The 18477-nt window shown below is 67.5% G+C and carries 19 protein-coding genes; 3 read left to right on the forward strand and 16 right to left on the reverse strand.

The window, feature by feature from the left end; genetic code table 11:
- Positions 1-99: 99 nt before the first annotated feature.
- The 7 genes from B1991_RS09615 to B1991_RS09645 all read right to left on the reverse strand — a co-directional run bounded on the left by B1991_RS09615 (position 100) and on the right by B1991_RS09645 (position 6158).
- Positions 100-537 carry a carboxymuconolactone decarboxylase family protein gene (locus B1991_RS09615; protein WP_136258514.1) on the reverse strand — a complete coding sequence of 146 codons (438 nt, stop codon included), beginning with the start codon at positions 535-537 and terminating at the stop codon, positions 100-102.
- Positions 534-1064 carry a MarR family winged helix-turn-helix transcriptional regulator gene (locus B1991_RS09620; protein WP_136258515.1) on the reverse strand — a complete coding sequence of 177 codons (531 nt, stop codon included), beginning with the start codon at positions 1062-1064 and terminating at the stop codon, positions 534-536. Before B1991_RS09620 ends, B1991_RS09615 begins: the two co-directional genes overlap by 4 nt.
- Entirely contained in the window at positions 1061-2587 is a 1527-nt protein-coding gene (locus tag B1991_RS09625; RefSeq protein WP_136258516.1) for an MFS transporter, read from the reverse strand. Before B1991_RS09625 ends, B1991_RS09620 begins: the two co-directional genes overlap by 4 nt.
- Before the next feature lie 8 nt (positions 2588-2595).
- Positions 2596-3768 (reverse strand): HlyD/EmrA/EmrK family protein, encoded by a 1173-nt coding sequence (locus B1991_RS09630; protein WP_246031123.1) that lies wholly within the window; start codon positions 3766-3768, stop codon positions 2596-2598.
- Positions 3755-5254: an efflux transporter outer membrane subunit gene (locus tag B1991_RS09635; RefSeq protein WP_136258517.1), complete on the reverse strand. Its 1500-nt coding sequence runs from the start codon at positions 5252-5254 to the stop codon at positions 3755-3757. The genes B1991_RS09630 and B1991_RS09635 overlap by 14 nt, the downstream gene beginning before the upstream one ends.
- Before the next feature lie 105 nt (positions 5255-5359).
- Positions 5360-5818, reverse strand: coding sequence for a MarR family winged helix-turn-helix transcriptional regulator (locus tag B1991_RS09640; protein ID WP_136258518.1), 459 nt, complete (start codon positions 5816-5818; stop codon positions 5360-5362).
- A 115-nt stretch (positions 5819-5933) separates the two neighbouring features.
- Positions 5934-6158 (reverse strand): hypothetical protein, encoded by a 225-nt coding sequence (locus B1991_RS09645; RefSeq protein ID WP_136258519.1) that lies wholly within the window; start codon positions 6156-6158, stop codon positions 5934-5936.
- A 191-nt stretch (positions 6159-6349) separates the two neighbouring features.
- On the opposite strand from B1991_RS09645, the gene B1991_RS09650 reads away from it, so the two are divergent.
- Positions 6350-6928: a VOC family protein gene (locus B1991_RS09650; RefSeq protein WP_246031124.1), complete on the forward strand. Its 579-nt coding sequence runs from the start codon at positions 6350-6352 to the stop codon at positions 6926-6928.
- Here B1991_RS09650 and tadA read toward each other — a convergent pair.
- The 3 genes from tadA to guaB all read right to left on the reverse strand — a co-directional run bounded on the left by tadA (position 6925) and on the right by guaB (position 10620).
- Complete coding sequence (gene tadA / locus B1991_RS09655) at positions 6925-7413, reverse strand: tRNA adenosine(34) deaminase TadA (protein ID WP_136258520.1); 489 nt, start codon at positions 7411-7413, stop codon at positions 6925-6927. The two genes, B1991_RS09650 and tadA, sit on opposite strands and share 4 nt — an antisense overlap.
- An 80-nt stretch (positions 7414-7493) precedes the next feature.
- Positions 7494-9071, reverse strand: coding sequence for a glutamine-hydrolyzing GMP synthase (guaA, locus tag B1991_RS09660; RefSeq protein ID WP_136258521.1), 1578 nt, complete (start codon positions 9069-9071; stop codon positions 7494-7496).
- Between the two features lie 91 nt (positions 9072-9162).
- On the reverse strand, positions 9163-10620 hold the full coding sequence (gene guaB / locus B1991_RS09665; RefSeq protein ID WP_136258522.1) for an IMP dehydrogenase: 1458 nt from the start codon (positions 10618-10620) through the stop codon (positions 9163-9165).
- Positions 10621-10850: 230 nt separating this feature from the next.
- Between guaB and B1991_RS09670 the strand changes: the two genes are divergently transcribed.
- Positions 10851-11756: a cation diffusion facilitator family transporter gene (locus tag B1991_RS09670; RefSeq protein WP_246031125.1), complete on the forward strand. Its 906-nt coding sequence runs from the start codon at positions 10851-10853 to the stop codon at positions 11754-11756.
- Positions 11757-11765: 9 nt separating this feature from the next.
- Here the strand turns inward: B1991_RS09670 and folD are convergent, their stop codons facing one another.
- Positions 11766-12635, reverse strand: coding sequence for a bifunctional methylenetetrahydrofolate dehydrogenase/methenyltetrahydrofolate cyclohydrolase FolD (gene folD, locus B1991_RS09675; RefSeq protein ID WP_136258524.1), 870 nt, complete (start codon positions 12633-12635; stop codon positions 11766-11768).
- 85 nt (positions 12636-12720) lie between these two features.
- Here folD and B1991_RS09680 point away from each other — a divergent pair, with 85 nt between their 5' ends.
- Positions 12721-13284: a GNAT family N-acetyltransferase gene (locus B1991_RS09680; RefSeq protein WP_136258525.1), complete on the forward strand. Its 564-nt coding sequence runs from the start codon at positions 12721-12723 to the stop codon at positions 13282-13284.
- A gap of 10 nt (positions 13285-13294) precedes the next feature.
- On the opposite strand, the gene der is transcribed toward B1991_RS09680, so the two are convergent.
- From der to pilW, 5 genes are all read right to left on the reverse strand, one after another.
- Positions 13295-14698 carry a ribosome biogenesis GTPase Der gene (der, locus tag B1991_RS09685; RefSeq protein WP_136258526.1) on the reverse strand — a complete coding sequence of 468 codons (1404 nt, stop codon included), beginning with the start codon at positions 14696-14698 and terminating at the stop codon, positions 13295-13297.
- Positions 14699-14716: 18 nt separating this feature from the next.
- Positions 14717-15916, reverse strand: coding sequence for an outer membrane protein assembly factor BamB (gene bamB, locus B1991_RS09690; protein WP_136258527.1), 1200 nt, complete (start codon positions 15914-15916; stop codon positions 14717-14719).
- 8 nt (positions 15917-15924) lie between these two features.
- The gene (locus tag B1991_RS09695) at positions 15925-16575 is read right to left on the reverse strand and encodes a YfgM family protein (RefSeq protein WP_136258528.1); all 651 of its coding nucleotides are present in this window, start codon (positions 16573-16575) and stop codon (positions 15925-15927) included.
- A 145-nt stretch (positions 16576-16720) separates the two neighbouring features.
- Entirely contained in the window at positions 16721-17707 is a 987-nt protein-coding gene (locus B1991_RS09700) for a helix-turn-helix domain-containing protein (protein WP_136258529.1), read from the reverse strand.
- Positions 17704-18459, reverse strand: coding sequence for a type IV pilus biogenesis/stability protein PilW (gene pilW / locus B1991_RS09705; protein WP_246031126.1), 756 nt, complete (start codon positions 18457-18459; stop codon positions 17704-17706). The genes B1991_RS09700 and pilW overlap by 4 nt, the downstream gene beginning before the upstream one ends.
- Positions 18460-18477: the final 18 nt, after the last annotated feature.

Consider the following 18477-nt stretch of genomic DNA (forward strand, 5'->3'; position numbering starts at 1 on the left):
GTGACACCTCCTGCCATGGCCCGCGGCGCGAACACTAGCCCGCGCCGCCCGCCGTGACTTGCTTTTTCCTGCTGTCGTTTGGCCGTTTCTTCCGCGACGTCAGGCCGGCATCTTGCGGAAGGCGATGGAGAAGCGGTTCCAGCCGTTGATCGCGATGATCAGCAGCGTGAGATCGGTGATCTCCTCCGGCGAGAAGTGGCCGTGCACGGACGACCACACGCTGTCGGGCACATGGTCCTGGCTCACCAGAGTGACGGCCTCCGTCCACTCCAGCGCCGCGCACTCGCGCTCGCTGAAGAATGACGTCTCGCGCCAGGCGCTCAGCGTGGCCAGCCGGCGCTCGTCCTCGCCGCCCTTGCGCGCGTCGGCGAAGTGCATGTCCAGGCAGAACGCGCAGCCGTTGATCTGCGACGCGCGCAGGCGCACCAGTTCCACCAGGGGCTTTTCGATGGAGCTTTTCGCGATGCGCTGCTCGAGTGCAAGCATCGCCTTGATCGCGTCGGGGCCGGCTTTGTAGAAATCGAGACGGGGACTCATGGGTCGTTCTCCTTTGCAGGGGCATGGAGGTCATGCGGTCGGGGGGACGCGGCGGTGGCCCGGGACACCGCCGCGAATGGCGTCGCAGGCGAACTGCCGCAAGGGAACAGTGAGAGCAGGTGATCGAGCGGCAGCGCCCGGGACGCGCTTGTCGCGATGGTGGTCGCATCGAGGGCCGCGGCCACGCGGTCATGCAGGACGCGGCCGCGCGGGGTCAGGCTGAGGGTGGCGCGACGACGGTCCTTCTCGTGGCGGGTGCTGCGCAGCAGGCCGCGCTTGATCAGCCGCGTGGTGGCGCGTGACAACGCACCCGGATCGCGCGCGAGCCGCCGCGCGACGCGCGTGAGCGGAGCATCAGCGGCAGCGAGCTCGGAGACGATCATCCATTCGGCCAGCCCCAGTTCCTCGGGCTCGAGCACCCGGTTGATCGCCTGCGCCAGCTCCCGCTGCAGCCGCTCGATCAACAGCAGGCCCTGGCGCATCCGCGTCGAGGCAGCGCCGGGGACGAACACGGGCCACACGTTCACCGGAACACCTTCTGCACCAGCGTTACCGCCACGCCCAGCAGGCCGAGCGCCGCGACGAGAATGAAATGGTCGATGTTCGCCAGCATGGCCGACTGCTGCGCCAGCATCTGTGCAACCCGCGCCATCGCTAGCGGTGCGGCCTGGGCCGGACCCACGGCGTGCGCCAGGCCCTCGCGCAGCTGCTCGAACAGCGCCTCATAGGCGGGGTCGCCCGGCCGGATGCGGTTGTCGAGCACCGCGTAATGCACCGCGGTACGCCACTGCTGGCCCAGCGTGGCCAGCGTGATGCCAAGCGCGATGCCCGCCTGGGCCAGCATGTTCTTCATCTGCTGGGCGTTGGAAAACGCCGACTCGTCCTGATCCATCTGGCGGAACGACTGCATCGCCGCCACCGGCAGCACGGTGAGCAGAAACACGCTGTAGAACGCCAGGGCCGGCAGCACGTCGCGCCACAGGTCGGCGCCGGTGTTGAGGCGTGACAGCGCGAGACCGAACAGCGCCAGCGCGGCAAAGCCGGTCACCAGGTACTTGCGCGGCGCCGGATGGCGCGGCAGCAACGAGGTCACCGTCAGGAAGGTCAGCACCGCCACCAGCAGGCCCACCGCCTCGACGACGCCTACCGTGTGCCAGCCGAAGCCCAGCGTGCGCTGGAGCATCATCGGGATTACGTAGTTGTTGGCGCCGAGCATCAGGTAGCCGAAGGTGAACAGCGCCATGCCTGCCAAGTAACGCGCATGCAGCATCTGGCGCACGCGCAGCAGCGGTTGCCGCGCACGATGCTGCAGCCAGGCGTAGCCGAGCAGCGCGGCACTCCCGAGCGCGATCAGCAGGAGCGTCGAGCCGGCGTCGCTGAAGAAGTCGTAATTGGAGCGCTGCAGCGCATAGAGCAGCGCGAAGCTGCCGCCGACCAGCAGACCCTGGTGCACGATCCGCGGCGCATGTTCTCCCTTCGGCGCAAGCGGGATCGGCGACAGCGTGGTGCCGGCCAGCATGAAGGCCAGCGCCCCCATGCCGGCGACGATCCAGTAGATCGTGCTCCAGTGGTCGGCTGCGACTGCCTGGGCAGCAATCCACGGTCCGGCGGCGATGCTCAGCGCCAGGCTGATGCCGAGCGCGCGGATGCCGGCGAAACGGCGCGGGCCGGCCAGCAGGTGATGGATGATCATGCGCGCCGAGGTGAACAGCGCGCCGCCGCCGATGGCCATCACCACGCGCCCGAGCAGAAAGGAGGCGAAGTCGCTGCTGGTCGCGCACAACACCGAGCCCAGTACCGAGACTGCCGTGGCGCAGCGGATGACCGTGCGTCCACCCAGGCGCTCCACCAGCCAGCGCTGCATCGAGATCACCAGGATTGCCACGCTTGCGTACACCGCCGCGACCAGGCTGAAGTCCTCGGGACTCATGCCGAGCTCGCCCATGATCGGGCCGGCCGCGAAGGCAGTCATGCTCAGCTGCAGGAACTCGATCGCGGTCAGCGCCGCGATGGTCGCGTACAACATGCGCGGGGAAGCGTTCGCGTTCATGCCGGAACCTAGCGGTTGGCCTGGATGACCTGGGCGACCAGCGCGTCGGCGTCGGCCAACTGGTGCGCGTAGACATCGGTGCGATAGCCGTGTGCCGGCGACTTCACCGACGCCAGCCGCGCCCCGCCGCGCTCACGGGTATCCACCGTCACCCGCATCGACAAGCCCAGCTGCAGCGGATGCGCCGCGACCTGCCGCGAATCCAGCACGATGCGGATCGGCACGCGCTGCACCACCTTGATCCAGTTGCCGCTGGCGTTCTGCGCCGGCAGCAGGGAGAACGCGCTGCCGGTGCCGGCCTCCTGGCCCATCACGGTGCCGTGGTAGACGACTGCTTTGCCGTAGACGTCGGCAGTCAGTTCCACCGGCTGGCCGATGCGGAGATGGCGCAACTGCGATTCCTTGAAATTGGCCTCCACCCACAGATGGTCCAGCGGCACCACCGACATCAGCGGCACACCCGGCGCGATCTTCTGCCCGAGCTGCACGTGGCGCCCGGTGACCACACCGGTGACCGGCGCCGGCACGTCGGTGCGATAGGCCGTTACATAGGCGTCGCGCAACTGCGAAGCCGCCGCCAGCACGTCCGGCTGGGTCTCGATCGAGGCGCGGTCGACTAGGGCGCGGCGGCCCGCCAGTTGTTCCCGCGCGGCATCGAGCGCAGCCTTCGCGGCGCGCACCGCCTGCGTGGCGTGGCGCACTTCCTCGCCCGAGATCGCACCACTGGCGAGCAGCTCGCGCCGGTGCGCAAGATCGGCCTTGGCCCGCGCCAGGTCCACCTCGCGCGCAACCAGGTTGGCGCTCGTCTGTCCGACCGCCGCGTATTGCGCGCGCACCTGGCGCACCGTGCGCGCCAACTGGGCCTTGGCGCGGGCCAGCGCGAGCCGCGCATCGGTATCGTCCAGCTGCACCAGCGAACGGCCGGCTTGCACGAAGTCGGTGTCGTCGGCACGGATGGCGGTCACCACCCCGCCCACCTGCGCGGTCACGCTGACCACGTTGCCGCCGACGTACGCATCCTCGGTGGATTCTTGGTACTGCCCGACCGCAATCCAATAGATCGCCAGCGCGATGGCGCCGCCCAGCACCAGCACGAGGGCGGCAATCCGGCTCGGCCACGGCGAGCGTTCCGTACCCGCTTCGTTGTCGGCGGGAGGCATGGTGGTGTCAACGGGTTTCATGGTGAGCACTCCGCGGATTGGACGCCCCGGCCGGCGCAGCGGCGACGTAGCCACCGCCCAGGGCCCGGACGAGGTTGAGGTGCAGTTCGCGCTGGCGCGCCTGCGAGGCGATGACCTGCTGTTTCTGTCCCAGCACCTGGCCCTCGGCGCTCAGCACCTGCAGGTAACTGGCCAGACCGCTGCGATAGCGCGCCTGCGCAAGCTCGTAAGCGTGCTGGCTCAGCGCCAGCGCCTGCTGCTCTTCGCGCTGCCGCTCGTCGAGCCAGTGCAGCGACACGAGCTGGTCGACCACGTCGTGCACGGCGGCGAGCACGGTGGCGTTGTAGGCCTCGACCGTGGCGTCGTACCCGGCCTGGTGCAGGGCCAGGTTGCTGCGCAGGCGGCCGCCGTCGAAGATCGGCAGCGAGATCGCGGGCCCGACGCCGAGCACGCGGCTGCCGGCCGAGAGGAAGTCGTCGAAGCCCAGCCGCTGCAGGCCGAGGAAGGCGTTCAGGCTGATGTCCGGGTAGAAGCGCGCCTTGGCGACCTTGATGTCCTGCCCCGCCGCCTCGACACGCCAGCGTTGCGCGACCACGTCGGGCCGCCGCCCGATGAGGCCCACCGGAAGATCGCCGGGCACGGCCACCGGCGCGGGTGGCGCCAGCTGCGGGCGCGTGATGGTGAGGCTGGCGTCGGGGCCCTCGCCTTCCAGCGCGGCGATCTGGTTGCCGATGCGCGCGATGGCCTCGTTGGCCGCGCTGATCTGCTCGCGCGCTGCCGGCAATCCCGCCTCGGCCTGGGTCAGTTCGAGCGCGGAATCGAGCTGGGCGGCGACCCGCTTGCGGGTCAGCGCGAGCGTCTGCCGGCGCTGCGTGAGCGTGGCCTGGGCCAGGTCGCGTCGTGCGTAGGCCGCATCGAGCCGCAGGTAGGCACGCACCATCGCGGTGGTCAGCATCAGCCGGGCCGCCTGCAGGTCGACCTCGGCCGCGTGCGCGCGATCCAGCGCCGCGTCGACGGCCGCGCGGTTCTTGCCCCAGAAATCCAGTTCGTAGTGCAACCCCAGCGAGGCGTCGTTGATGGTCTGCCAGCTGCCGGCGATCGGCGGCGGCACCGTGCCGTGTTCGCTGAAGCGTTCGCGCGTGCTGTGGAAGCCGCCGTCGACCTGCGGGACGAGTGACGCGCCGGCCATGCCCGCCACGGCGTCCGCCGCTCTCACCCGCGCTTCGGCGATGCGCAGGCCGGGCTGGCCCGCCAAGGCGCGGTCGACCAGGCGATCGAGTTGGGCGTCACCGTAATCCAGCCACCAGTCCTGTCGTGGCCAGGCGGCATCGGACAACGGCACGGCCCCGAGGCTGCGACCGGCGGCGATTCCCTGCGGATCATCGACGTGAGCCTGCGTATGCAGGCCGGCCATGCTTGTGCAACCGGACAGCAGCATGGCCGCCAGCGCGAGTATGCGAACGCCGGTTGGCGTGGCAGTGGGATGGGAGCGGACGAGCGTGGTCATCGCGGCACCTCGTGGCCTCGGGCAGCTATCAGCCCAGGCAGATACATGGTCGTGCAGGGCAACGGATTTCTATTGCGCGAAACGGTTGGGGTTTGTGTGAAAAGGTCAGGAGATGCCGGCCGCGTTGGCCAGCACCTGCTCCAGTGATTGCCTGAGGGCTGCGGCCTGCTTCTCGTCGAAGCCCGCGAGCAGCCGCTTGAATACCGCCTGCACCCGCTTTTTGGCTTGCGGGAACACTGCCCTGCTCTCCGGCGTGAGTTCGAGCAGGAAGCTGCGCCGGTCCTCGGGATTGGCCACCCGCCGGATCAGCCCCTTCTTCTCGATGCGGTCGAGCAGTCGCGTCATCGCGCCGGAGTCGTAGCCGAGCAGCCGGCAGAATTCGCCGATGGTGCGCCCCTTGCCCAGGGCGATGCTGTTGAAGACCACGAACTGCGCCGCGGTGATGTCCAGCGACTGCAACTCGGCTTCGATCGAGTTCCAGATGGCGGAGCGCGCTGCGCTGACTAGGAAACCGAGCTCGCCGCCGCTCAGGATGTCGATGGTGTCTGCTTTGGACTTGTTCACGGCAATGACCTCGGAACGGATTGCCGGGCAATATATCTGCCTAGTCAGAATATGTCAACGTCAGAAATCTCTATGACGGCGCCCGCCTTCCGGCAGCCGTGTTGCTGCCGTCAGGTCATGCTGGCCAACGTTGGTCGCGCCCCTGCACCGTCCATCGCCGGGTCGCCTGCGTGCGGCCGATCCGCTGCAGCCAGTCATAACCGTCGTCGGGACCCAGCCCGGCCATGGTCGTGAGGAATTGCCGTGCGGTATCGCGACCGGCACGGATCGAGGAAAGGCTGCGCCAATGGTGCTGGTACGGCTGCTGCAGCCGAAGCCGCTGTGTGGTGTCGTGGGTCATGGTGCCGGGTCCTGTCGATGAGGCGGTGGCCGGTCGACGAACAAGCCGGCTCGGGTGTGTCAGAGAGGGTCAGGCCGCAGGGGCGTCGAATCAATGACGTCGCGGTAACCACATCGTTTCCCCGCAGGGAACGGTGGTGGCATGACGGAACTGTTCGCCCGGGGAAACACACCGGTCATCAGTCACGGGTTTTGCCGAAGGCGATCGACACCATCTGGCTGCCGAGTTCTTCGGAAAACCCCATCATGAACAACAAAGCCGTGTTCTTCCTGTGGCTCGTCGTCGCCGGCCTGCTGGCGACGGTGCCCGCCGATATGCGCGCAGCGACTCTCGGCGATGGCGACTACGTCAGGATCGGCGTGCCGGATCTGCGGCAGGCGTCGGCGTTCTTCCACGACGTGCTGGATTGCCGCCCGGTCGGCGACCCGGCGTCGGTCACGGCGGGAGCATCAGACTCCCGCCTGCTTTCCTGCGGCAGCGGTTCGATGCTGGAACTGTTCGCCGAGCGTGGGGGCTCCCCTGCCCGCGATTCGAGCGAAACCCTGCAGCTCATCTCCGACGGGACCCTGCGCACCGATGCCTGGCTGCGGCAGCGCGGCGTTGCTGTCAGTGGCGCACCGCGCCGACTGACTTCCGGCCCGTGGGCCGGGCGCATGGCACTGGACTTCGTGGCGCCCTGGGGCCTGCGCATGCGCCTGCTCGGCAGCAGGCCGCCCGATGCCACCTACGGTGGTGCCGATACCGTGGCAGCGGTGCCACGCGGACACTAGCGGCGGGCGCGGAAGAAGTCGCGCAGCATGCGGGCCGATTCGTCGGCCAGCAGCCCGCCCGCCACCTCGATGCGGTGGTTGTGGCGCGCGTCGATCAAGGTGTCGAACACGCTGCCGGCCGCGCCAGTCTTGGGATCGGCCGCTGCATAGACCACGCGACCGATGCGAGCGTGGATCAACGCCATCGCGCACATCGAGCACGGTTCCAGCGTCACGTACAACGTGGCACCGGACAGCCGATGGTTGGCGAGCTGCTCGCCGGCGGCGCGCATGGCCATGACTTCGGCGTGGGCGGTCGGGTCGTGCAGGGTGATGTTGCGGTTCCAGCCCACGCCGATGACTTCGCCATTCAATACCAGCACCGCCCCCACCGGCACTTCGTTCTCGGCATCGCGGGCGTGCGCGGCCAGCTGCAAGGCGCGCTGCATGTGGCGCACATCGTCAGCTGAGAAATCACTCGAAGTTTCCGTTTTTTCGTTTGTCATTTCAATGATTTATTGACTTTACTTGAGAAAAGACCGGCGCTTGGCCGGCCTTTGCTGCTGCATATAAGTCGTTGATTGTCTTATTCCCACTCGATCGTGGCAGGCGGCTTGCCGCTGATGTCATAGACAACACGAGAAACGCCACGCAATTCGTTGATTATCCTGTTGGATACCTTGCCGAGAAAGTCGTAGGGCAGATGTGCCCAGTGGGCGGTCATGAAGTCGATGGTTTCGACGGCGCGCAGGGCAATGACCCATTCGTAGGCACGTGCATCGCCCACCACGCCCACCGATTTCACCGGCAGGAACACGGCGAAGGCCTGACTGGTCCTGTCGTACAAGTCCGCGTTGCGCAGCTCGTCGATGAAGATCGCGTCGGCCTGGGCCAGCAGCTCGGCATATTCGCGTTTCACCTCGCCGAGGATGCGCACGCCCAGACCGGGCCCCGGGAACGGATGGCGATAGACCATTTCGCGCGGCAGGCCTAGCTCCACGCCGATGCGGCGCACCTCGTCCTTGAACAGCTCGCGCAGCGGCTCGACCAGCTTCAGCTTCATGTGCGCCGGCAGGCCGCCGACATTGTGGTGGCTCTTGATGACGTGCGCCTTGCCGGTCTTGCTGCCGGCCGACTCGATCACGTCGGGGTAGATCGTGCCCTGCGCCAGCCACTTCACCTTGCTGCCGTCGGCGGTGATCTTGCCCGACTCCTCGTCGAAGATCTCCACGAACAGGCCGCCGATGATCTTGCGCTTGGCTTCCGGGTCGGCCACGCCTTCCAGTGCCTTGAAGTAGCGGTCGGCCGCGTTCACGCGGATCACCTTGACGCCCATGTGCTCGGCCATGGTCGCCATCACCTGGTCGCCCTCTTTCCAGCGCAGCAGGCCGGTGTCGACGAACACGCAGGTGAGCCGATCGCCGATCGCCTTGTGCAGCAGCGCGGCCACCACCGAGGAATCGACGCCGCCGGAGAGGCCCAGCAGCACGTGATCGTCGCCAACCTGCTCGCGCACGCGGGCGATCTGGTCGTCGATGATGTTGGCCGGCGTCCACAGCGTGGCGCAGCCGCAGACCTCGGTGATGAAGCGCTTGAGCAGCGCCCCGCCCTGCTTCGTGTGGGTCACCTCCGGATGGAACTGCACGCCGTACCAGTGCTTGTCGTGGTTCTCCATCACCGCCACCGGGATGCGGTCGGTGCTGCCGGTGACGACGAAACCCGGCGGCGCGCGCGACACGTGGTCGCCGTGGCTCATCCACACGTCCAGCCGGTGTGCGTCGACGTGGTCGCTGAGGCCGTCGAACAGGCGGCTGCTGGCGGCGATGTCCACCGTGGCATGGCCGAACTCGCGCTGGTCGGCCGCTTCGGTGGCGCCGCCCAGCTGCGCGGCCAGGGTCTGCATGCCGTAACAGATGCCGAGGATCGGCACGCCCGCATCGAACACTTGTTGCGGCGCCTTGGGTGCACCCGGAAGCGTGGTCGATTCCGGGCCGCCGGACAGGATGATGCCCTTGGCGCCGAAGGCGGCGATCTCGGCAGGTTCGTGGTCCCAGGCCCAGATCTCGCAGTACACGCCCAGCTCGCGGACGCGGCGGGCGATCAACTGCGTGTACTGCGCGCCGAAGTCGAGGATCAGGATCTTGTCGGAGTGGATGCCTTGCATCTTTCAGACTCTTGGAAAGTACAAAAACGGCCGCGGCGCCCTTCCCCGGATGCAGGAAGGACGCCGCGAAGTACTGGAAGGCCCGGACTCGTCACGAGTTGAGTCGGTAATTCGGCGCTTCCTTGGTGATCTGGATGTCGTGCGGGTGCGCTTCGGTGACGCCTGCGGAGGTGACCTTGACGAACTGCGCCTTGTTGCGCACGTCCTCGATGGTGGCCGCGCCGAGGTAACCCATCGAGGCGCGCAAACCGCCGATCAGCTGATGGATGATGTTGCGTAGCGGCCCGCGGTACGGCACGCGGCCCTCGATGCCTTCGGGCACGAGCTTGTCGGCGTCGGCCTCGTCCTGGAAATAGCGATCCTTGGAACCGAGCTGCATCGCGCCGATCGAGCCCATGCCGCGGTAGCTCTTGTACGAGCGGCCCTGGAACAGCTCGACCTCGCCCGGGGATTCCTCGGTGCCGGCGAACATCGAGCCCAGCATCACGCTGGAGGCGCCGGCCGCCAGTGCCTTGGGGATGTCGCCGGAGTAGCGGATGCCGCCGTCGGCGATCAGCGGGATCTCGTCCTTCAGCGCGGTGGCGACCAGGTCGATCGCGGTGATCTGCGGCACGCCGACGCCGGCCACCACGCGGGTGGTGCAGATCGAGCCGGGGCCCACGCCCACCTTCACCGCGTCCACGCCCACGTCGAGCAGCGCGCGCGCCGCTTCGCCGGTGACGATGTTGCCGGCCACCACCTGCACCTGCGGATAGTGCTTCTTGACCCAGGCCACACGGTCGATCACGCCCTGCGAATGGCCGTGTGCGGTGTCCACCACCAGCACGTCGACGCCGGCGTCGACCAGGGCCGCCACGCGTTGCTCGGTGTCGCCGCTCACGCCGACGGCAGCGCCGACCAGCAGCGCCTCGTGGCTGTCCTTGGCGGCGTGCGGGTTGTCGCGCGCCTTCTGGATGTCCTTCACGGTGATCAGACCGCGCAACTGGAAGTCGTCGTTGACCACCAGCACCTTCTCGATGCGGTGCTTGTGCAGCAACAGCATCACCTCATCCTGGTTGGCGCCTTCCTTTACCGTGACCAGCTTGTCCTGGCGGGTCATGATGTTGCGCACCGGGTCGTCCGGCTTGCGTTCGAAACGCATGTCGCGACTGGTGACGATGCCGACCAGCCGATTGCCCTCGACCACCGGCACGCCGGAAATGTTGTGCGCATGGGTGAGCCGCAGCACCTCGCGGATCGAGGTCTCCGGACCGACGGTGATCGGGTTGCGGATCACGCCGGCCTCGAACTTCTTCACCAGCCGCACTTCGGCGGCCTGCTGCTCGGCGGTCATGTTCTTGTGGATGATGCCGATGCCGCCGTTCTGCGCCATGGTGATGGCCAGGCGCGCCTCGGTGACGGTATCCATCGCGGCGGAAACGATCGGGATGTTCAGGCGCAGGCCGCGGGTGAATCGCGTCGAGGTGTTCACGTCGCGCGGCAGGACGATGGAATGGCCCGGAACCAGGTAGACGTCGTCGTAGGTCAGGGCCTCGGCGAGGATGCGCATGCGAAATGTCCCGCTGCAAAGCGGGAATTATACGTTCCCTTCACTGCCCTCGCCAGCGCCAGGCTGGCCGCGCGCACTCCCGATCGCCGCGCTGTGATGACATAGCACCGCGCCCGGCGTGTATCTTGGCCTCCCCCGCAGGAGCAACCGTGCACTCGCATCCGTCCCACGATCATGATCACGCGCACCGGCATGGCCATGCCCATGCATCTGGCCATCATGCCCACGGCGTGGCCCGTGATGCCGATCGACCTTACCTGACGATCGCCCTGTTGCTGCTGCTGGGTTTCATGATCGTCGAGGTGGTGGTCGGCATCCTTGCCCAATCGCTGGCGCTGATCTCCGATGCCGGCCACATGCTCACCGACGTCGGCGCGATCGCCTTGGCGCTGGTGGCGATGCGGCTGGCCAGCCGGCCGGCGCGCGGCAGCTACACCTTCGGGCTCAAGCGAGTGGAGATCCTCAGCGCACAGGCCAATGGCGTGACCTTGCTGCTGCTGTCGGTATGGTTCGTGGCCGAGGCGGTGCGCCGGCTGATCCACCCGCCCTCCGTGCACGGCCTGCTGGTCACCGTGGTGGCGGTGGCGGGCATTGGCGTGAACCTGCTGGCGGTGTGGGCGATGAGCAAGGCCAATCGCGAGAGCCTCAACATCCAGGGCAGCTACCAGCACGTTCTCACCGATCTCTACGCGTTCATCGCCACGGCGGTGGCCGGCGTGCTGGTGTGGTGGACGGGGTGGAACCGGTTCGATTCCCTCGCGGCGCTGGTGGTGGCGGCGCTGATGCTCAGGGCCGGCATCGGCCTGGTGCGCGACGCCGGTCGGGTTTTCCTGGAGGCGGCACCGCGTGGGCTGGAGCCGGACGCGATCGCCCAGGCCATGCATGCCCTGCCCGCGGTAACACGCGTGGACGACCTGCACGTATGGGAGGTGACCTCGGGCATGCCGGCGCTGTCGGCGCACGTTTTCGTCGAGCTGGATGTCGATTGTCACGACGTGCGCCGCGAACTGGAAGCCATGCTGCGCGACCGCTTCGCGATCAGCCATACGACCATCCAGACTGACCATGCAGCCGGTGGCGAGGCGACCGTCATGCCCTGCTCGCTCGACTCCCACGGTACCAGTCACTGCGGCTGAGCGAACGACCTAGCCGGCGCTGCTGCGGACAGCTTGCGCCTCGGCCGCTTCCAGCGTGTTCTCCATCAAGGTGGCGACCGTCATCGGCCCGACCCCGCCCGGCACCGGCGTGATCCAGCTGGCGCGCTCGGCGGCCGGCGCGAATTCCACGTCGCCGACCAGCCGTCCATCCTCCAGCCGATTGATGCCGACGTCGATCACCACCGCACCGGGCTTGATCCAGTCGCCGCGCACCAGCCCCGGTTTGCCGACCGCCACGATCACGATGTCGGCCTGGCGCACGAAGCTTTCCAGATCCCGCGTGAAGCGATGGCACGAGGTGGTGGTGCAGCCGGCGATCATCAGCTCCAGCACCAGGGGCCTGCCGACGTGGTTGGACACGCCGACCACCACCGCATGCTGCCCGCGCACCGGCCGGTCGGTGTGGCCGAGCAGGGTCATCACGCCGCGCGGGGTGCACGGCCGCAGGCCGAACCGGCGCAGCGCCAACCGCCCCACGTTGACCGCCTGGAATCCATCCACGTCCTTGCCGGGATCGATGCGGTCGACCAGCGCGTCCTCGTCGATGTGCTCAGGCAGCGGCGACTGCACCAGGATGCCGTGCACCTGCGGATCGGCGTTGAGGCGGTCGATCAGCGCGAACAACTCGGCCTGCGTGGTTTCAGCCGGAAGGTCGTGATCGAACGAACGGAAACCGGCCTGATGGCAGGCCTTGCGCTTGTTGCGCACGTATACCGCCGAGGCGGCATCGCTGCCGACCAGCACCACGGACAGCCCCGGCGCAGGCAGCCCCCGGGCCACCCGGTCGGCGACCCGCAGTTGCACCTGTTCCAGCAGTTCCCGGGCAATGCGTTTGCCGTCGAGTATGCGTGCGCTCATGCTGATCCCTGACAGTAAAGGATGCATTATCCCGGCTGGGCGACACGCGCACAAACGACGACACACCGGCAACCCGGGCAGGCAGATGGAAAAAGACCCGCAGTACTCGATCGAGCTGTGCGATGCACGGCTGCGTTTGAGCCCGTGGATGGAGGACGATGCCGGGCGGCTGGTGGACGCCGTGCAGGAATCCGTCGCCAGTGTCGGACGCTGGCTGCCCTGGTGCCACGCCGGCTATGGCCGTGATCAGGCCAGCGCGTGGATCAGCCACTGCCAGGCTGGCTGGCACACCGGCCACCACTTTGCCTTCGCGATGCGCGACGGGTGCGGCGGTTCGCTGCTGGGCGGCGTGGGGCTCAACCAGTTCGAGCCGCTGCATCGGCGCGCCAACCTCGGCTACTGGGTACGCCAAGGCCGCCAGCGGCAGGGCCTGGCGGCGGCCGCGGCACAACTGGTTGCCCGCTTCGGGTTCGAGCGGCTGGGCTTGATCCGCATCGAAGTCGTGGCGCTGCCGGACAACACGCCGAGCCGCGCCACGGCGCTGCGCATCGGCGCACGGTTCGAATCGATCGCCCGCCACCGCCTGCTGGTGAACGGGCAGCCGCGGGACGCGGCCGTGTATGGCCTGCTGCCGTCGGACCTGCCCTGACGGCAGGCGCTCAGCGCGTGCGCTTGATCAGCTCGCTGAGCCGGCGTCGGGCCTTGTGCTGCTGCTCCTTGGTCAACACCTTCTTGCGCCCCGCATAGGGGTTTTCGCCTTCGCGGAAGGCAATGCGGATCGGTGTGCCTTCGAGCTTGTAACGCTTGCGGAAGAAGTTTTCCAGGTAGCGCTGGTAGGCCGGCGCGATGTGCTTGGTGCGCGTGCCGTGGATCACGATGGTGGGCGGATTGGTGCCGCCCGGATGCGCGAAGCGCAACTTCGGCGCGTGGCCGTTGACCAGCGGCGGCTGGTAGCTCTCGTACGCCTTTTCCAGTGTGCGGGTCAGGTCGGAGGAGGCCAGCTCCTTCGTCGCCGACGCATGCGCACGCACCACCGCGCGCATCAGCTCGCGCAGCCCGGAACCGTGCAGCGCGGAAATATGCACGCGCCTGGCCCAGTCGACGAACACCAGCCGACGATCCAGCGCGCGCAGGCACTCCTCGCGCTGGTAGGCGTCCAGGCCATCCCACTTGTTGAGCGCGATCACCAGCGCCCTGCCCTCGTCGATGGCGTAGCCGATCAGGGTGAGGTCCTGATCGGCCAGGTTCTCGCGCGCGTCGATCATCATCACCACCACCTGGGCGGCGGCGATCGACTGCAGCGTCTTGATCACGCTGAACTTCTCAACCGCTTCCTCGACCCTGGCCTTGCGCCGGATGCCCGCGGTGTCGATCAGGGTGTAACGCTTGCCGTCGCGCTCCAGTGCGACCCGGATCGGGTCGCGGGTGGTGCCGGCCACGTCGGAGACGATCAGCCGTTCCTCGCCGAGCAGGCGATTGATGAGGGTGGACTTGCCGGCGTTCGGGCGGCCGACGATCGCCACGCGAATGCTGCCATCCTCGGTGGCCACTTCGCCCGCGACATCCTCGTCCGGCGGCAACAGCGGCAGCACTGCACGCAGCAGCTCGTCGGTGCCGCGCCCGTGCGCGGCCGAGATCGGCAGGGTCGAGGCCATGCCGAACGCGGCGAATTCCGCCAGCGCGGCCTGTTCGTCCAGACCGTCCGTCTTGTTTATCGCCGCAATGATCGGCTTGCCGCTGCGGCGCAGTTCGGCAAGGATCGCGTGGTCCTGCGGCAGCAGCCCGTCACGCGCATCGACCACGAAAACCAGCACCTGGGCCTCGTCGATCGCCAGTCGCACTTGCCTGGCGGTGAGCACGTCCATCGTCTCCTCGACGCCGGACAAGCCGCCCGTGTCCACCACGAGGAACGGCCGTTCGCCCAGGTGACAGGCGCCGTAGTGACGATCGCGCGTGACCCCGGGCATGTCTGCCACCAGCGCGTCGCGGCTGCGCGTGAGCACGTTGAACAGGGTCGATTTGCCGACATTCGGGCGACCGACCAGGGCGACGACGGGCAACATGGGAACTTCGTTCTTCGATCAGGGCGAGGACAGGCGATAGGCGCCGATGCGGCCCTTCACGTCCTGGACGTACACGACGTCACCCACCACCAGCGGCTGTGCGCGGATCGCCTTCTTGGAAAGGCGTTCGTGCGCGGCCAGTGCGCCGTCGCCGGTCTGCAGCCAGTGCACGTAGCCTTCGGCGTCGCCGACCACCACGTAATTGCCCTGCACCGCCGGCCCGGTCAGCCAGCGATAGCGCAGCGAGTCGTTCTTCCACATGTCAGCACCGCCGGACTTGTCGAAGGCCCATACGCGCGACTGGTCGTCGACCCCGAAGATGGAGTTGTACTTCGACGCCAGCGAGGTGTAGCTGGAGAACGGATGCGACCACAGCGGGCGTCCGCTGGGGCCGTCGACGGCCACCACGTTGCCGTGGTACGCGGCGCTGTACAAGGTGCTGCCGTCGAGCAGGATCGTGCCATCGGCATCGCTCAGGCGGTCGATCTCGGTGCGGCCTTCGCCGCTGGCCAGGCGCTGCTCCCACAACTTGCTGCCGTTGTCCTGGCGCAAGGCGACCAGCAGACCATCATCGCTGCCGAAGAACACCACGCCGTTGGCGACCAGCAAGCCGCCGTTGCCGCGCACGCTCAGCAGCGGCACGTTGCCCTGGTCGTACACCCATTGGCGCTCGCCGGTGGCCGTATCGAGCGAATAGATCCGGCCGTTGCTGCCGCGCACGATGACCTGGTTGCCGACGATCAGGGGCGAGGCCAGCACCTGCGTGTCCAGCTCGGCTTCCCAGCGCGGGCTGCCGTCCTTCGCGCTGACGCCGTAGACGTGGCCGTCGAGCGTGCCCACCGCGAGCAGGTCGCCGCTGACCGCCGGGCCGCCGGCGTACATGGCGTCCTTGCGCTTCTTGTCACCCCAGCCGAACCAGCCGTGCGTGCGCGAGCTCTTCGACCACAGCTTCTTGCCGCTGGTGGCGTCGAACGCAGCCAGCTTGCCGTCGGTGCTGTCCGCATAGAGCACGCCATCGACCACGGTCGGGCGCAGTCGCACACCGCTGTCTCCCGCGCCGTCGCCCACCCGTGCGCGCCACAGCCGGGTCACCTGCACCGTCGGCTTGAAATCCTTGGCCAGCGGCGTCGGTGGCTGGACGTTCTCCTTCTTGAAGGAGTGGCAACCGGCGAGCGTCAGCAGCGATACCAGTGAAACCAGCATGGCGCGTTTGATCATGTGAACTTTCATGCACCCTGCTTCCCGGCCACGGCCAGATCATCGAGTTTCATCTGCAAGGCGCCGCGTTGCGGGGCGTCCTCGCTCAGTGCCGACATGGCCGACTGGTAGGCCTTGCGTGCGTCGTCCATGCGTCCAAGCTTGACCAGCGCATCGCCGCGGAGTTCCTGCGCCAGGGCCTGGAAGCTGCCGGCCGGCACGCGGTCGAGTGTGGTCAGCGCGGCCTGGGCCTGGTCGCGCGCCAGTTGGACCCGGGCAATCCGCACCATGGTCAGTGCCTTCAGCGGCTCTTCGGTGGTGTGGCTTTCGGCCCACTCCAGCGAGGCCTGGGCCTTGTCCAGCTGCTTGTCCTGCAGTTGCTGCCGGGCGCGGTCACTGACGGCGAACAGCGCATAGGGCGACTTGGCGTAATCCTTCATCAGCTGGTCGGTCAGCTGGGTAGCCACGTCGGTCTTGCCGGACAGCTGCGCCACCTTGGCCTGCTGGTAGAGCTGCGAGGCCGCGCTCTCGTTGCGCACCTGGTGATTGCGCCATTGCTGCCATCCGAAGATGCCGACCAGGCCGATGAGGATGCCGACGACGATCGAAACTCCGTTCTCGCGCAGCCACTTCTGTACCAATTCGCTCTGTTCGTACTTGTCGTACTCTTCAAATGCCATGCAATCACCGTTCAAGAGGCCGCACACCGCTTGGCGCAGTCCGGCGCGTAAACACAGGTAATGGATAAGTCAGGCCCGCCTGGTCGCAGGCGGGCAGTGCGCAAGCATAACCGAATTGGAGCGCCGGCAGCGCCGGCGGAACCGATCAGAGGCTGGTGGCGGAGGCCTTGCCGTCCTGCACGTGCATGCGGAAATGCGCGACGTTGGCGCGACGGAAATCGTCCAGGCCGATCGCCTTTCCGTCGATCACGACCTGGGCGCCGCCGACGTTGCCGATGCTCACGTTCAGCGGCTGGTCGCTGTAGTAGACAGTATGACTGCCAGCCGGCAGCAAACCGTATTCGAGACGCGTACCGTCGGCACGCGTCACCTCGACCCAGCTCGGTGAGCTCAGCGTCAGCTCCAGCTGATGGCCGCCGCTGCTGACCACCGGAGGGGTGGCCGGCGACTTGGCCTGGGTCGGGCTGGAGAGGTTCGGGAACGGCGCCATCGACGCCAGCAGGGGCTGCTCCGACTCCGCCTCGGTGCCATCGACCTGGGCGGTTGCCGCGGGCTGGCTGGCATCATGTCCGGTTGCCGTCACCGCAGCGGCGCCGACCGGATCCTGTTGCGCTACCGGGGCAGCGTCCAGCGGAGCGAGGTGGGTGATGTCCCGGTCCAGCGTGCTTTTCACGCCGAACCAGAGCGTGGGCACGGCGATCACCAGGGTCAGCACCACATAGGTGGCGGCGGTGGCGTAGCGATCGAACAGGAAACGCGAATGGGAGATGCCGCCACTGGTGACAAGCGGCGTGTCGACCTGGCGGATGCGATCCACTTCCAGCTGGACCGAGACCTCGTTGATGCCGAGATAGTGGCCGTACTTGGCGATGTAACTGCCCAGGTAGACCTTCGAATCGGTGCCGTCGTACTGGTCCATCTCCAGCTTGCGCAGCACCCTCACCGGCAGGCGCAGCGTGGTGGCGCAGGCTTCCAGGTCGAGCCCGCGCGCCTCGCGTGCCGCCCGCAGCCGGCTGCCGAAGCTTGGCTGGGTCGACTCGCCGGATGTCACGCCCTGCCCCGCCGCCTGGGCGGCGGGAAGTCGGGCGCCGTCAGGCGCGTGTTCGGACGATGGAGAGTGCATGGACGTCATGGGTTTTGGGTTGAGTCAAGGGCGTGCGCCTGTTCCGAGTCCGGGAACTGGCTGCGCAGTCGCTTGCCGTAATTGCGGGCCCCCTCCGGGTTGCCCATGCTCGATTCGATGTCGTGCCCCAATTTCAGCGAAGCGGCAGTCGGCTTGCCCAGCGCGTCGAAACGCTGCAGGAATGCCCTCGCGCGAAACGCATCTTTCCCCTGGTACAGAAGGCTTGCGAGTTGGAAGAGTGCCTCGCCATTTTGTGGATTTCGCGCGATGGCGTCACGAAAATCCGCTTCGGCCCTGGTTTTGTTGCCCGCCAGCAGTTGGCAGACGCCGGCGTTGGTCAGGGCCTCCGAAGGGGTGGCGTAGAACGGATCGGCCACCGCCTTGCGAAAATAGGTTTCGCCCTCGGCATAGTTGCCCTGCGAGCACAGGAACTGACCCAGGTTGTTGTTCCACGCACCCTTGGTCGGCTCCAGCGCAACCGCCTTGCGGTAGTGCTGCTCCGCTTCGGCCAGGTTGCCGATACGCGCGTAAATGAAGGCGATGACCGTATGCGCCGGCGCGTAGTCGGGGTCGAACTTCAGCGCCATCTGCACCTTGGCCAGCGCCGTCTGCATGTCGCCGATGGTGAGGTAATGCTGGCCCAGCTCGGTGTGGATGCGTGCCGCTTCCTTGGCCTGCTCGGCCTTGGTCTCCTGCGGCAACGGCTTGCCCAGCGCGCCGGTATTGGTGTGCGTGGTGACGCAACCGGCCAGCGCGAACAACAGGCACGGAATCACCAA

This window comes from Rhodanobacter lindaniclasticus (assembly GCF_004799035.1).
In the GTDB taxonomy this organism is placed as follows: Bacteria; Pseudomonadota; Gammaproteobacteria; order Xanthomonadales; family Rhodanobacteraceae; genus Rhodanobacter; species Rhodanobacter lindaniclasticus.